Source organism: Nocardiopsis sp. CNT312 (assembly GCF_000515115.1).
In the GTDB taxonomy this organism is placed as follows: Bacteria; Actinomycetota; Actinomycetes; order Streptosporangiales; family Streptosporangiaceae; genus Nocardiopsis.
Genome location: NZ_AZXF01000033.1, coordinates 1 through 14,544 on the forward strand (window position 1 = coordinate 1; position 14,544 = coordinate 14,544).

A 14,544-nucleotide genomic window follows, 5' to 3' on the forward strand; every position below is an offset into this window, starting at 1 on the left:
ATGAGTCTATTGATATAAGGCAAATTCGACTGAACTTCACTCATCCGCTACGCAACGGGAAAGGATACAAATATCAACAAGTTGGAAGATTCGCGATGGAGACTGTCAGCCAACAGGGCCGCTGCATGTCCGTGTCCGACCTGTTTGATCAGGGCATTCTCCGCAGCAGCCTCAGCACTTTTCTTCAGGAGCTACATCCTACAAAAAGAGGTGGTCCACAGGCTCCCACTCACAGGCGAGAAGAGGTTCTACTTCCACGGGTTGTTACCACCAGGCCTGAGTACAGTGGTGGGGGCCTCTTCCTTGACTGGACTCTCGGAAGGCGGCACGGCGCGCGCCGCTCTCCCATACATACGGTGCGCGCCCCTTGGTTCTCATGCTGCACGAAGTGGATAGCAATCACGAGTTGCTACCCCTGACAGGGTCAATGAGGACGCGGGACGCCTGGTCCGAGGACCCCACCGCATGACGTTGCTACCCCTCGCAAGGGCGATGAGGACGGCACATGGGACCGCAAACTCGGGGTCCTGCTCATGTTGCTACCCCTCGTAGGGGCGATGAGGACCCGACGGTAAAGCCGCTGGCCACAGGCCATGTGGCGCATCGATCTGAGTCGGAACTTTCAGCGACCCTCCGGTAGTGCGGAGCACCCCGGCGTGTCGCTGAAAAACATCCTCGGACTCAACCACACCCACCATCCAACACCACTCCCCCGACAGGCCGTTGAGCTGAACAGGACCTCCGAACTGAAGTCCCTGTCGCGGTCCTCCGGTCCTTGGCAGCGTCTCGTGATCCTCGCCCTGCCTGGATCATGGTCCGCCCCCGCTGCTGGCCGCCAGGAAGCCTCACCGCCCAGGTGTTGTCTCCCTGCCTGGGAACACGGAAGAAGCGTGCCCCGCGGTGGACGACCGCGGGGCACGCTGCATCGGGGCAGGTTAGGCCAGAGCCGCCAGCTCCAGGGTCTTGCGGCTGGTGACGATCAGCCGCAGGGCGCTCCAGTCGGGGGTGCTCGGACCGCTGTCGAAGTCGAGTTCCTGCATCACCATGGTGACCAGAGCGGCCTGGGCCTCCATGAACGTGCCTGCCTTGGCCTCGACGTGCGAGGTCGGCACTCCCGACAGGATCTCCATGATGAGTCGTCGCTCCCGTTCCTCCGGGGACGCGGTGAGGTGTCCGGTGAGGGTGCGGGCGACCCACCCTTCGGCGGTGCGGTCGGCGAAGGCAGCGACCTCGATCGCCGCCCCCTGATGCGCTCCGGCGCGCGCGTGTTCGGTCACCAGGTGGGTGAACAGGCGGATCCGGTTGATCTGCACGCCGCTGGGGTCGTTGTCGACCCATTCCTGGACGGCTTGCTTCACCTGCATGGCCAGGCCGGTGCGTACCGCGGAGACGCTGGCACCGTTCGTCGTCGGGCCGTCGATTCCCAGTACGCCGTGCCAGCCTTCGGCGGTGGGTCTCACGCTGATTTCCGTTTCGGCCATGTTGGGTTCGGTGCTGGACATTTTCCAGAGGTGGTTCATGCGCTCTCCTTGATGCGAAGGACTCTCGGTTGCGCCCGAATCTCCCTTTCGGACATGAACCATTTTATCTTCACCCTGGGGATTGTCCAACCTCGGCGGAGTTTCCTCCTTCGCCTTCCTCTGGGCTCGCGTGGGGAGTTTTCTCCTCCGACCCTAATTCTCCTCCTCCGGCTTTTTCTGGGAACACTTCGACTCCGTCGAACAAACGGCCTTCGATGATCGAGCGGGCGGATTGGGGGCCTTCCAGGCGGTATGTGAGCATCCCGCCTTCCTCTGTGGCGAGCCTCACTCTTACGGCCGCCCCGGGGGCGGGGGCCGCCGCCCACAGGGCCGGGCGGGTGCGGGTGAGGCGCCGGGCGGCGCGGTGCACCTCCTCGGCGGAGGGGTCGAACTTGGTGACGGGAAGGTGGCGTGCGGATACTCGGTTTTTTAGTTGTCGTTTGATGAGTGCTTTTCTGGTGTAGAGGACCGCGATCATGGTGGTGACGCTGATGGTGGCGAGCAATGCTATGTGGATCACGGTTATGTTGGGGATGAATTCGAGCACCTTCGGTGCCAGTGTTTGTTTGATATCTCCCGGGCTGGGCATGGCTGGATCCTTAGTGTTCTTATGGGTTCAGGTGTACAGGTAGGTAAGATGTCGGAGTTTGCCGGCACCCGGGATCGCACCAGTGGCAGGGGTTGAGGGTTTCTTCGCGCGGCGTTCTTGTCAACCAGCGTGTCAACCCCTGGGTCAACCTATGTGTCAACCCATAGGTCAACCCATGTGTCAACCATTGCGTCAACCCATGTGTCAACCCCTGTTTCGGGTTTGGAGAGGTGAACTGCGGCGTTTCTTTTCTGAGGGTCGGGGCTCCCGTACTGCTTGCGGGAAAGCACTGCGGGAGCCCCGGTTCGGTCGCAACTCCTTCGGCGCTGGTGTTCCTATGCGGTGGGCGTGGTAGGGGGTTAGCGCAGGAGCGTGAACGCCGTGGCGGCCTGGGCCGGGACGACGCCGTTGCCGAGGGCGCGTAGTTGCTGGGGGCGGGTGAGGCCGCAGTCGGTGACCCACCCTTCGGGCAGGCCCATCAGCCACTCGACCCACGGTGGGCTCAGTCGGGGGCGGCCGCGCTGTCCGGTCTCGTGGGGTCGGGGTGAGGGGCGTCCGAGCACGTGTTCCCATCGGTGGATGGCTGGGGCGTAGGCGCCCCAGTCGAGGCTGGGGTGTCCGTTTCCTGGCTCGTGGCGGTGGGTTCGACACCCGGTGGAAGCGCTACCTGGCTGAGGGGCGGCTGGGATCCGGCACCGGCACGTCTTCCCGGGGTTGCGGTGTCCGAGGCTGGCGGTGTGGGCGGCAGTAGGGGTTCGCTGTCCGGCAGCGGGCGGTGCGGGGCTGCGGCGGTGGGTGCCGTGCAGGGGCTGGTAGCGCTCGTGCGCGTTGCCGGTGCGGGCCACACGGTGATGAGGTCGGTGAGGTTGACCTGCCGCCCGGCGGCGCGTCGTCGCGCGGGGTCGGTGCCGCCCCGGTCGCTGTCGCGGGCCTGGGGTGTGGGAAGCAGGTGCGGCGAGGACGAAGATCCTCTCCCTGCGGTGGGGTGCGCCGACGTCGCTGGCGCGTAGGCATGTCCATCGTGCGTCATACCCGATCGAGGCCAGGTCGCCGAGTACTTTGTCGAGTCCTCGTCCGTGCCATCGGAGGGCTTCGACGTTCTCCAGGAAGACGAGTGGGGGTTCCAGGTGGCGAACCGTCTCCAGGACGTTGGTCCAGATGCCACTGCGTGCTCCTCTCTCCACCCCTGCTCCGCGTCCCGCGCTGGAGACGTCCTGGCAGGGGAAGCCTGCGGTGATGATGTCGACGGGTTCCAGGGCGTGGGGGTGGAGGCGGGTGATGTCGCCGAGGTTGGGCGCGCTGGGGAACCGCTGGTGGAGGATGGCGGCGACGTGGGGGTCGGGGTCGGCGCACCAGGCGGTGCGCACGTGTGCCAGGGCCGTGGCCAGGCCGAGTTCGAGGCCGCCGTAGCCGGTGCACAGGGAGCCCACGGTCCAGGGCCGGTCGGGGTCGGTCATGTTCTCCTTCCAGGTGCCGCCGTGAGGCTGTGGGGCGGTACATCAGTGAGAAGTCCTGGCAGGGCAGGTGTGTGACGGGCTCAGCGCAGTCCGACAGCGCCGTAGTAGTTGATCCGGCTCCGCCAAGTGGTGATGCGCACGTTCAGGCCGGTGCGGGGGGCTTCGATCATGCGGTCGTCGTCGATGTAGAGGCCCACGTGTCCGATGCCCTGGGGTGCGTGGGTGCCGAAGAAGAGCAGGTCGCCGGGGCGCAGGTCCTGGGGCCGGTTGGGGGGGATGCGGACGAAGCGGGCGTCGGTGTCGGGCAGGAGGACTTGGTCGTAGGTGGTACGGGGCAGTTCGATGCCGGTGGCGTGCCGGTAGGCGTAGCGCGCCAGGCTGGAGCAGTCGCACCGGTCGGTGGCCGGGTCGTTGCAGGCGCCGCCGTACAAGTAGGGGGTGTCGAGCCAGTCCTCGGCAGCGGTGATGATGTCGTCCTGGCTGCCGCTGCGTGTGAGGGCCTCTGCCGGTTCGCTCATCTGGGTGTAGGTGTCGATCCATCCGATGACGTCTTCGGCATAGACGGTCGACTGGTTGTAGCGCCATAGGGCGTCTTCGAGGTCGTGGGGGCTGGACAGGTCGGTGGGCTCGGTTCCGCACAGGTAGATGGCGGCGGTCAGGGTCGCGTCGTAGGCGTTGTGCGGGTCGGGGTCCGCGTTGTCGCGGGTGGTGGTGCCGGTGGAGACCCATGTCGCGGGGATGAACTGCATGGGGCCGACCGCGGCGTCGAGGTCGTCGTCGCCATCCCACTGGCCGTCGTCAGTGTCGGTGTGCGTGGTGGTGTTGCCGCCCGCGCCAGAGCCGTCCAGGGTGGGGCCGATGATGCGTGGGGTGATGGTTCCGTCCTCGTCGACTTCGGTGCCTGCGGCGTGGTTGGATTCGACCTTGCCGATACCGGCGAGCACGGCCCAGGTCATCCCTTCGCAGTCGGGGGCGTGCTCGGTGACCTGGGTGGCTGCCTGCTGGTAGGCGTCCAAGAGCACCTCGGGGATACCATCGATGTCTGCGGGGGCGTCGGCTCGGTCGGGTGAGGCGGAGGTCATGGCGATCAGGCCGATCATGGGGGGCAGGGCGCACGAGGCGAGCAGCAGGATGGGTGCAGCGGTCGCGCAGAGGATCCACCCGGTCTTCTTCTTGGTTTCGATGGGTACCTACACCTACCTGCGGTCGCTCCTACGGTCGGTCTCTTGTCGTCGCTTGAGGTGAGCGCGGATCTGTCCGCGCAGCCGACGGTTGCCGTGGTTGCCGTCCATGGCGACAAGTTGGTCGTCGGCAAGAGGGGGCCCGGTCAAGTTGTCGAGGTCCGTCTCCGGGTTGCCGGCTCCTTGCCGGGGTGGGTTGCCGAAGTCGTGGTCGTAGCGGGTTCGCTGTGCGTGGCGTTGCCGGAGGGCGTCCCGGGTGCGGGTGGCGTCACGGTCGTCTTCGAGAGCGGTGCGTACTGCGCGCGCGGGGGCCGTCTGTTTCCAGGCGTTGGTGAGCTGCTTGCCGGTGCGGGTTGCCGAGACGACGTGTCGGGCGAGCTTGGTCTTGGTTGCGGCGGAGCGGGCTTTGGCGGCGGTCTTGACCACGGCGGTGGCCTTGGGCAGTGCGATGGGCGCGCCGATGGTGGAGCCGAGGGCGACCTTGCCGATCATGCTGGCGGCTTTGGCGGTGCCTAGAGCGAGGCGTCCGCCGCGGCTCTGGCTCAGGCGCTGGTGAAGGCGACCGGCGCCGGGCGGGGCGGGTTTGCCGGCTCTGGGGTGGCCCTTCCAGGCTTTGGTCGCCGCGGCGCTGACTCGGCGGACTGGGTCGGCGACACGGTTGAACTCGGTGCGGGCATCGCGCAGGGCGCCGGTGGCGGAGATCGGGGACAGGCCCGGGGTGCCGCGTGCGGGGCCCAGCCAGCCGGGGCCGCGTGTGCCGCCCAGGCGTGCGGTTTCGAGTCTGCGGGAAAGGCGTTGGCTGGCGCGGTTGCCGGCGTTGATGAGTTTGCGGTGGCCGATGAGTCCGCCGAGGGCGACCAGGTCTACGAGTGCGAAGCGGGCGACCAGGGGCAGGTCGGTGGAGGCGTCCATGAAGGCGCCAATGATGACGGTGAAGATCGCGATGAAGACGCAGATGGCGATGATCGCCAGCAGGGTCTTGACGACTCCGCCGATCCAGCGCCACAGCAGTTGTCGGCCGCCGCCGGGTAGGAGGGCTGCGACGAGGACCAGGGGGCACAGGACCACGTAGATGCCCATGGCGATGACCGCGATGAGCAGGACGCAGACCAGGATGAGCAGGAGCAGGTTGACGATGAGCGAGGCTGCCAGAAGCAGGACCGTGCCGAGGAGGCGGTCCATGGTGGGGGACGCGTTGTACTCGGCGAGGTCCTCGCACCCGGCGTCGTTCATCATGTCGCGGGGTGTGTCGTCGTCCCCCCACGGGCCGTCTTGGACGACCTGGCGGTAGGTGTCCCAGCAGGGGTGCGTCTCATCCAGGACTTCGCCGTAGTTGAGGGCCTGGTGGGGTTGGACGATGAGCACGTCGGTGAGGGCGTCGGTGAGGGGCTGGGCGGCCTGCTGGGGATCGGAGCTGACCGATGCGCCCTGGGTGACGGTGACCGAGGTCAGGGCCATGGCGGTGTCGCGGGTGTGCATGAGCATGCCGTCCTCGCCCAGGAGCACGTCGGCCGGGTGCGCCAGCACGGTCGTGGCCAGGGCGGAGATGAGGAGGGTGACGGCCAGTTCGCCCGCGCCCATGGCGACGCGGCCTCGCATCATCTGGACCCCGCACCAGGCTGCCCCCAGCAGAAGGAAGAACGCGGGTAGGCCGAGGCGGTCGATGACCTCGGTCTGGTAGGTCTGGCCGACGGTGTGTGCGGGTTCGGTGATCAGGCTTGCGACCTCGAACCGGAACGCCCAGTCAAGGAGCCACAGGGCTCCGCCGACGATCGTGCGGTTGGTGGCCATGACCGAGTCCGACAGCCACAGGTTGAGCTTGAGGTGCCAGTCCTGCCAGCCGCCGGTGTCAGCGGTGATGTCGTAGTGGTCGTAGGGGACGCCGTGCGGGTCGGTGAGGGTGAAGGGGGCGAGTAGCCCTTCAGGGGTGTCTGTGGTGGTGGGTTCGGTGGGGGCGGCGGTGGCCGTGCCGGAGCCCAGGAGCAGCAGCGCCGTGAGGGCGGTCAGCAGCGCGGCAGCGCGGCGCTGTGCGGGGCTCCGGCGTCGTGCGCGCATCGGGCTCTCCTAGTCGGTCGGGGTGGTCAGGATCGAGGTGGCGACGCGGTCCACGGGCGGGATCATCACGCGGATGCGGCCGATGCGGCGGCGGGTGTCGAGGTAGAGGGCTTCGCCTTTGCGGGTGGGGTCGCCGGTGGGTGAGAGGTTGGTGGTGACCAGGTCGACCATCGCCTGGTCGTCGGGGTCCAGGCCCAGGAAGTCCAGGCCGTGGCGGGCGAGGGTGGTGTCGCGGTGGCGCAGCAGGAACTTGTTGCCCAGCAGGCCGCGGACGATCTCGTCACCGAAGTCGCTGGGGTCGTGGGAGCCCAGGAGCGCTCCGGCGGCGTGTTTGCGGCCGTCGCGCACGAGTTCGAGGACGAGGTCTTGACCCTCGGTGGAGCTGGTGAGCCAGTGGCATTCGTCCAGGGCCAGAGCGGTGAAGCGGGTGTCGGCGAAGGCCAGCTCGCGGGCGATGGCCGCGATGACATAGAGGACGGCGCGCCCGATGAGCGTCTCCAGGGGCTGGCGCTGCATATGCCACTCAGAGCCGAAGATCTCCTTCTTGGGCAGGGTCAGGCCGCTGGTGTGGAAGACGGTGAAGGCGGCCTCATCGTGGCCGGAGTCCAGGCTCAGCGGGGGAAGGTCGCCGAAGATCAGATGGCCGAGCTTGTCTTGGGCGACCGCGGTGAGCAGACCGGCCAACTGCCGTGCCTCTTCTGCTCGCGCTGGTGTTGACGTCTCAGCGGTGTTCTCCAGTTCGGTGATGACGGCGTTCATGTTGGGGTTGGCGGTGGCGGTGACGGTGTCGACGGCTTGGGCCAGGGCCAGGCCGCCGGGGGACATGGGGGCCACGCCCAGTTGCAGGGACAGGTAGGACTTGGCGTAGCGGGCGCCCACCTGTGGGGGGAAGACGCGCAGCGGGTCCAGGCACACCTGGGCGTCGGTGTCGGCGCGGATGATCTGGTGGCGGTCGGGGGCTGCCTGGGCGGCGAAGCGTGCCCACTCCCCCATGGGGGTGCGGTCGATGGCGATGACGCGTTCACCGCGGTCGACCAGCCCGATTTGGAGGGCTTTGAGTAGGACGGACTTGCCGGCGCCGAGTTCTCCGACCACGCCGAGGGAGGCGCTGGCGTCCTGGCGGGGCGCTTGGGCCAGGTCGAGTAGGACGGGGCGGGCGGTGCCCCCGTCCATGGACACCCCGAGCAGGGCGCCGGTGGGGTCGCCCACGTCGGTGCTGGCCCAGGGCATGGCCATGGCGTAGTCGGCGGCGAGCTGGTGTTGGGTGCATTCGGTCAGGACCGACGGGGTGGGGGTGCCCGGGAGCATGGCGGTGAACAGGGCGAGTTGGCCGCCGGTGGGGCGCACGAGCTGGTAGTCGGCGGCCGAGAGGGTGGTGCGCACCAGTTCGGCGTGCCGGTCGGCTTCTTCGGGGGTCTCACCCCATACGCACAGGGCGGTGGCGGACTGGATCTCCACTTCGGTGCGTGAGGACTGCAGGCGGCCCCGCTGGTCGTCGAGGTCGGCGGCGGCTTCGAGTAGCGATTGGGGGACGCCGGCGCTCTCCCCGTCGTACTCGTCGACTTGGGCGGTGAGTTCGCGGGCTTTGCGGCGGGCTTTGGAGTCGGCTTCGGCGTTGGGGACGATGCGCAGCCGCGAGCACCAGTCGACGGGGACGGGGAAGGCGTCCAGGGAGGCCAGGAATTCGCTGCCGGGGAAGGCGAAGGCGGTGGGCATCTCGGCCAGGGTGAGGAAGGCCTGGTAGGCGGTGCCGTGGTCGGCGGTCTCCACCTGCAGCCAGCGGCGGCGCAGCGGTGAGGGGCCGGGGGTCGTGTCCTGGGGGGTGCCGCCTTCGGTGAGGCGGGCCTCGCCGAGCCCGGCCAGGCAGGGGCCGCGCAGGCGGCCCGTGCCGGAGCCGGTGAGGGAGCGGTCGGCGTGTGCGGTGTCGCTGAGCAGGGGTTCGGGCAGTCCTCGGCGCAGGGAGTGGGCGAGGATCCACACGAGCTCGGCGGGGGTGGCCGGACGCAGGGCGGGCTGTCCGTCGAGTTGGCGCATCAGGCGGGCGGCCTTGGTCGCGTAGGCCTGGGCCTGGTGCGGGGTGGGCGGGGCGGGGGGCAGTCCCAGCAGTGCGCCCAGTGCGGCGGCGGCGCTGACGGCCAGGGACCGCAGCTGCAGGGCGGGCCGGTCGGTGGGCAGGGGGAGGGCGAGCCAGTGGGTGCGCTCGCTCATGTCCAGGTCGTCGAGCCAGTCCAGGGTGGCGTCGGCGACCTCGGCCCATTCGGGGTGGGCGTCCAGGTCGACGCCGGTGATCATCGCGTCGATGGTGTCGGCGGCGTGGGTGCGGGCGCACAGGGACAGCAGCATCGGTTCGCCGGTGAGGCGTTTGAGCAGGGCTGTGGTCTGGGCGTGCTGGTCGGCGCGCGAGCGGGGGCTGGAGTGCAGGTAGGGGGTGGGGGTGACCTTCCACAGCGCCCACACGCGGCCACTGGCGGTCCAGGCCAGGTTGCCGACGATGCTGGTGATCGGGAGACGCATGGCTACTCCTGTTCCTGGTCGTCAGAGGTGAGCAGGTCGCGCAGGGTGGTGGGGCGGGGCCGGGGTGCTGGGCGCAGGCCCGGGTCAGGGGGCGGTGGCTCGTGTTCGGGTCGGGGGCTGGTGGCGGGTTCGATGGTGAGGGCTCCGGTGAGTCGGGTGGGGCGCGGGTTGAGGGCGGTGGCGGGTCGGCCGCCGATGGTGCCCTGGCGGGGTGCGGTGAGCAGCGACAGGTATCCGGCCAGGGCGTGCAGCGGCGGGCGGCCTTCGATGTGGGCGTGGCGCACCGCCCAGGTGGCGGCGATGGGCAGGCACAGGGGGAGCACGGCCAGGGGGCCGAGCCCGCTCCACAGGCGGGCGGTCTGCACCAGCAGCCACAGTGAGGTGACCAGGACGCCGATTTGCAGGCCGGTGAAGGGGCCCAGCGGCAGGGTCCAGCCCTGGATCTTGCCGATCATCCACGGGTAGCGGCGGGCCTTGGTGTAGGAGCGTCCGAGCAGGCCGTGCTGCTCGGACGCCCCTTGGGGCGGTGTCACGCCCGCTGGTGGTGCTCGGTGGGCGCGCCGGTGGCGAACTCGCCTTCGACCATGTCGGACAGTCCGGTGACCGAGTTGACGATGGCGATGACGATGGCCATGCCCAGGCCGGCGATGGCGGCCTTCTTCCAGCTGCGGTACATCAGGTAGGCGACCAGGACGACGAAGACGCCGATGATCCACAGGGTGGGGGTGACCAGCGCGGTGACCTCGGACAGTTTGGTGTCGTACCACTCCAGCACACTGGCGTGGGCGGTGTCGGGCACGGTGGGGCTCCGTTCGTTGCGGGGACGGTGCGAGGTGGTGGTCAGGTCAGGGGCGGGTGGGTGAGGGCGCTGACCTCCCACCGCTGGCCGCGCGAGGTCAGCTCCAGGGCGTAGGACATGGGCCAGGTGAGACCGTTGTGGTCGGTGGCGACCAGGTCGGCGCGCACCGACACGGTGGCGCCTTCACCGGGCGGTGCGGCGGCCCGTTCCTGGTCGTGTTCGGCGGCGTGGACCCCGGTGACCTCCACCCGGGCATAGGGCGCCACGGGCGGGTGGGCGGTGTCGGGGGCCAGGTAGCGGTCGAGTTCGCCCTGGCCGGTGAGGTAGGCCGCCGCCCACCCTGCGACGGTCTCGGTCAGGGGCGAGTCGGCTAGCCGCCCCGGCGCGTAGGGCGGGGCGGGCAGCTCGCCGACCGTCCAGGTGCCCGCTTCGGCGGGAAGGTCCAGCGCGGCCCAGGTGGTGCCCTGGCCGTGGGCGGTCAGGGTCAGGTAGCGGACCGCGGTGGCGGCGGGGTCTGTTCGCGGCGGGTAGAGGGCGACGGTGGCCTGCCACCACTGCTCGCCCAGGCGTTCGACGGCCACGGTGCCGACCCGCACCGGGGCGTCGGGGGATGCGGGCAGCTCGTCGAGCTGGCGGTCGGTGACGGTCGGGTACAGGACGCGGACGGTGTCGAGGTCTCCTTCGGCGTAGGCGGCGATGGCGCGTTCGGCCCACCCCGCGACGGCGACCGCGGCGGGCCCGTGGTCGGTAGACCGTTCCGGTCCGGTAGCGGTTTCACTTGGTCCGCCCTGGTTGAGCTGGGCGAACAGTGCGGCTGGTCCGCTGAGGAGGGCGAGCCAGACGATGAGCTGGACCGTGATGGTCCGGGCGCGCCGGGGTCGGACCGGGCTGAACCAGGGTTCGGCGCGCACCTGCTCGGGGTCTGTGTTCACTGCCACTCCCCCGCCTCTGCGGCCGGGTCCAGTGCGTCGAGGCGTTCGCTGAGGTGGGTGGTGCCTGTCTCGCGGAGCCGGTTGAAGGCGTCTACGGCGTCATAGGCCGGGCCGTCGAGGTAGGCGCGCAGGTCGTCGTAGAGGCGGGCGTGGAAGGGCTGGTCCTGCAGGGCCTGGAGCAGTGGGGCTAGGCGCAGGTAGGCCAGGCCCACGGTGCGTTCGTCCTCGGTCAGCAGGTCGGCGCCGCCCAGCGTGAGCGGATCGTCGAAGTCATTCATGCGCACAAGAGGCCTTCTGTCGTGGAAACACGGTCATCAACGGCAAGCCCGATCCGGGCAGGCCCGTGACTCAGCGCATGTCGTGGTCCAGGTAGCGGGAGGAGGCTGCGGCGAGGCGGCGCGCGGCCCGACTGCAGCGCTGCCGCATGGCCGCAGGGCTGACGCCCGCCCGGTCGGCGACGGAGCGGGGGTCGGCGATGCTGACCCACGAGGGCCGTCCCGGGGACTCGTCGCCGTAGCGGTGCGCCAACAGGGTGGCCTCATCGGAGCTGAGCACGTTCTCGGCGACCGACCAGGTCAGGAGCCGCGCCAGTTCCTCGCTGGGGTGCGGTGCGGGCTCGTCCTCGGTGGTGCGCTCCACGCCCACGCCCGCCATGGGGATCTCTCTGGAGCCGACCCTGGCCAGGTTCATCGCGGTGCGGTGCGCCGTCCACGCCAGGTGGGGGGTGAGGTAGCGGTCCTTGTCTGTGGGACAGGTGCGGATGGCGTCGTACATCGCCACGACCGCGAGCTGGGTGCGCTCGTCGGCGTCACGGATGTAGCCGGTCATGGCTCGGGAGGTGTGGATGACGCGGCCGATCATCAGTTGCAGGACGGTGCGTGAGGCCAGTTCGCCCTCGGCTCCGGTGAGGGCGGCCTTGTCGAGCAGCGCGCGGAACAGTTCGTCGGTGTGTGCGGTGATGGGGCCGCGGGCCAAGTTCTCGATGTCGTGGAGGGTCTGGGCGCCGCGCAGGCGCGGGTCGGCGGCCGACCAGTTCTGCACCGTGTGCTGTGCCGGGGTGTCCTCGGTGAAGTCGTCCCACTGGTGGATGAGCCGGTCGATGATGTTGAGGGCACTACCCACGTGTTCTCCCTGGGTGAAGCGGTTGCTGTGGGTGCCACTCCAGGAGAAGGGGTTTGCCGCCTCCGGCTGCCGAAGATCACGCAGAGGCAACGATCGCGGGTGGGTTGGGATGGGGCTGTTGCTCGGTCAGTGGTGTTTGCGCAGTTCAAAGCCCGAAATCAGGTACTTCACAGGCTTTGGGGTCGGTCGTTCCCCAGTCGATGTTTCCTGACGAGAAACGCCAGCCCTTTAATGTGGACGGCCCCATCGGAGCCGTGGACACCTGCATGACCCAGTCCGCGTGGGATCGGCCGAACCTCCTTCAACGGAGATGGCTCCCAGGAAGCCGTGGACACGTGTACGCCGAGGCGGACTTCAAGTCCGCTTACGCCCTTCAACGTGGACGGCTCCCAGGAAGCCGTGGACACCACCCGTGCGCCCCCTAGTGCTGCGCGACCAGCAGCAGCCTTCAACATGGACGGCTCCTATGGAGCCGTAGACACCCGGGCGACGGTCCGCTACCTCGGCCCGGACCTCCACCTTCAACGTGGACGGCTCCTATGGAGCCGTAGACACAGCATTTGAGCTGGAGAAACGCTGAAATCTCGATGCAACTGGCCCTAAGTCGTCCTTCTTTCTGGGTGTTTTGTAGTGATTCAGAGTTAAGAACCTCCCCGGGATTCCATGGGCACTCATGGTTCGCGGTGGCAGAACCCGGCCAGTTCTCCCCGAAACCCATCGGCCCCGTGCGTCCTCAGGCGATGCTGGATGCCCAGGTGCCCCGCCTTCGCCGATTGTCACCATCGGCTTCTAAGGTGCCGCATATTGTCAGCGAACCGGGTGCAGTCTGCCACCTGGCGCCGACAACCAGCCACCTGCTCGGTGCCCAGGTCCAGTTCCTCACCGAGCTGCTGCTCGTCGAGGTCGCATCACCGCAGGTCCACCGAGTCCCAGACCCCGACCTCTACGATATTCCGCTCCTCCATTTCGGAAGCGGCGGCTGAAGTCCCTGTGTAGGACACAGGCGTATGGATCCAGACGGCACTCGAAGGGGCCTTGTCGGCCTCACCGCCTGGTCAGCCGCGACGAGGGAAACCAAGGGAACGCGGCGTGTTGGCTTGATGCTGGGCATCACCCTCCCTCATGCTCGTGCGTGGAGAGGGACTCCCGGTACTCGCGGAAACCGTCCCCGTCGGTCTTCCCGGCAAAGGCCAACCACGGGGTGAAGGGGCCTCACACCCCACCCGCACGACGCAGGACCGAGCATCGGTGATCCACGTCATGTCGGTACTTCGAACGGCGCTGGCCGGGCAGCGCGAGAGTCGGAGACGTCATGGCCAAGAACAGGCTCGCCAGGCGCCGGAAACGCTACACTCACCAGGCCCACGCGCACGCACTGGAATCGATCCGGCGAGACGGCCGTACGTGCGGCGCAATCCCTGTCGCCGTCGGTCCCCAAGCGTTCCTGGAAGCGCACGCCCTGGAACGCATCGGCGAATGGAACCCAGCATGCTGGCACCACGACATCCTGGGCTTCGGGATCACGTGGGTCGACCCTTCACCGACCAGTATCGCCCTCGGCATCCCCACCCGCTTCCTGCCGGACATCATCAGCGCGCTCATTCCCATGTCCAGTCCGGACGAGCTCGCAGACTCTGCCGATGACGGATACGTCGAAGTCTATGGGCTGCCCGGCCTGCGGTACCGAACAGTCGGTTGCACCGCCATCCTCTCCGTGCCAGGGATTCCCGGCAGGATCGAGATCCCGGTGGCCAGTCCTGAGATCTGGGAAAAGGCCGTCCTGATCGCGAAGGCGTCCTGGGACGAGGGCTCCGTCTTCTTCTGGGATGAGTGCCCCACGGACTGGCACACCGCCGAACGGGCGTTCACTGAAACCTGGCCCAGACGGTACGGGATCGGCAACAGCTACTACCGGACCAGCCGTCTTGCATCCGACGTGCTGCGCCGACTGCCAGCAATCTGCGCCCCCTTTGCCGCCCACGACATGTGGTTCAACTCCTGCAGCGAAGACGGCTATGCGATCGAGTTCGAATGGCAGAACAGCGGCCCGCCCCGCAAGATCCTCGACCTCCTCCTCGACCGCAAGGACGGCTTGCGCGTCCAGCTCAAGACTTGCTGGGATGAGCAGCCGATCAGCCACTTCTACAGCGATGACTGCACCTACGTTGATCTGGTCAGCGACTTGGGCGGTCGCCTCGACTTGCGGCATCTCAGGTACCCGCAACGCCTGAGTAACAACACGAGGCCTACCGTGTTTGATGTCGTACGGCAGCACCGACTCGAATTGGAGCGCCAGTACGGTTACCCGTCTTCGGAGAAGTTCCTCAGCTCCTCAGCCATGTAACACAGAGCGGGGGGTGTTCGGCGACACATGA

At 68.2% G+C, this 14,544-nt stretch carries 13 protein-coding genes; 2 read left to right on the top strand and 11 right to left on the bottom strand.

Annotated elements, in window-relative coordinates; translation table 11 throughout:
- Positions 1 to 935 precede the first annotated feature (935 nt).
- From B042_RS0115065 to B042_RS0115120, 11 genes are all read right to left on the bottom strand, one after another.
- Positions 936 to 1,520: a hypothetical protein gene (locus tag B042_RS0115065; RefSeq protein WP_028649009.1), complete on the bottom strand. Its 585-nt coding sequence runs from the start codon at positions 1,518 to 1,520 to the stop codon at positions 936 to 938.
- Positions 1,521 to 1,590: 70 nt separating this feature from the next.
- Positions 1,591 to 2,109 carry a hypothetical protein gene (locus B042_RS25115; RefSeq protein ID WP_197024327.1) on the bottom strand — a complete coding sequence of 173 codons (519 nt, stop codon included), beginning with the start codon at positions 2,107 to 2,109 and terminating at the stop codon, positions 1,591 to 1,593.
- A gap of 359 nt (positions 2,110 to 2,468) precedes the next feature.
- Positions 2,469 to 3,566: a DNA cytosine methyltransferase gene (locus B042_RS23350; protein WP_036555204.1), complete on the bottom strand. Its 1,098-nt coding sequence runs from the start codon at positions 3,564 to 3,566 to the stop codon at positions 2,469 to 2,471.
- Between the two features lie 80 nt (positions 3,567 to 3,646).
- Positions 3,647 to 4,666 carry a C40 family peptidase gene (locus B042_RS23355; RefSeq protein WP_051415717.1) on the bottom strand — a complete coding sequence of 340 codons (1,020 nt, stop codon included), beginning with the start codon at positions 4,664 to 4,666 and terminating at the stop codon, positions 3,647 to 3,649.
- A 96-nt stretch (positions 4,667 to 4,762) separates the two neighbouring features.
- A complete protein-coding gene (locus B042_RS0115090) occupies positions 4,763 to 6,802 on the bottom strand; it encodes a type IV secretion system protein (protein ID WP_028649010.1) in 2,040 nt (679 codons plus the stop codon).
- 9 nt (positions 6,803 to 6,811) lie between these two features.
- Positions 6,812 to 9,316 (bottom strand): ATP-binding protein, encoded by a 2,505-nt coding sequence (locus B042_RS0115095; protein WP_028649011.1) that lies wholly within the window; start codon positions 9,314 to 9,316, stop codon positions 6,812 to 6,814.
- Between the two features lie 2 nt (positions 9,317 to 9,318).
- Entirely contained in the window at positions 9,319 to 9,849 is a 531-nt protein-coding gene (locus B042_RS0115100) for a hypothetical protein (protein ID WP_028649012.1), read from the bottom strand.
- Positions 9,846 to 10,115 carry a hypothetical protein gene (locus tag B042_RS0115105; protein ID WP_028649013.1) on the bottom strand — a complete coding sequence of 90 codons (270 nt, stop codon included), beginning with the start codon at positions 10,113 to 10,115 and terminating at the stop codon, positions 9,846 to 9,848. The genes B042_RS0115100 and B042_RS0115105 overlap by 4 nt, the downstream gene beginning before the upstream one ends.
- Positions 10,116 to 10,156: 41 nt before the next feature.
- Complete coding sequence (locus B042_RS0115110) at positions 10,157 to 11,047, bottom strand: conjugal transfer protein (protein WP_231494105.1); 891 nt, start codon at positions 11,045 to 11,047, stop codon at positions 10,157 to 10,159.
- Entirely contained in the window at positions 11,044 to 11,325 is a 282-nt protein-coding gene (locus B042_RS23360) for a hypothetical protein (RefSeq protein WP_051415718.1), read from the bottom strand. Before B042_RS23360 ends, B042_RS0115110 begins: the two co-directional genes overlap by 4 nt.
- A 70-nt stretch (positions 11,326 to 11,395) precedes the next feature.
- Complete coding sequence (locus tag B042_RS0115120; protein ID WP_028649015.1) at positions 11,396 to 12,169, bottom strand: hypothetical protein; 774 nt, start codon at positions 12,167 to 12,169, stop codon at positions 11,396 to 11,398.
- 740 nt (positions 12,170 to 12,909) lie between these two features.
- Here B042_RS0115120 and B042_RS26595 point away from each other — a divergent pair.
- Together B042_RS26595 and B042_RS0115125 are read left to right on the top strand one after the other, a co-directional pair.
- Positions 12,910 to 13,152: a hypothetical protein gene (locus B042_RS26595; RefSeq protein WP_231494106.1), complete on the top strand. Its 243-nt coding sequence runs from the start codon at positions 12,910 to 12,912 to the stop codon at positions 13,150 to 13,152.
- A 329-nt stretch (positions 13,153 to 13,481) separates the two neighbouring features.
- A complete protein-coding gene (locus B042_RS0115125; RefSeq protein WP_028649016.1) occupies positions 13,482 to 14,513 on the top strand; it encodes a hypothetical protein in 1,032 nt (343 codons plus the stop codon).
- Positions 14,514 to 14,544 lie beyond the last annotated feature (31 nt).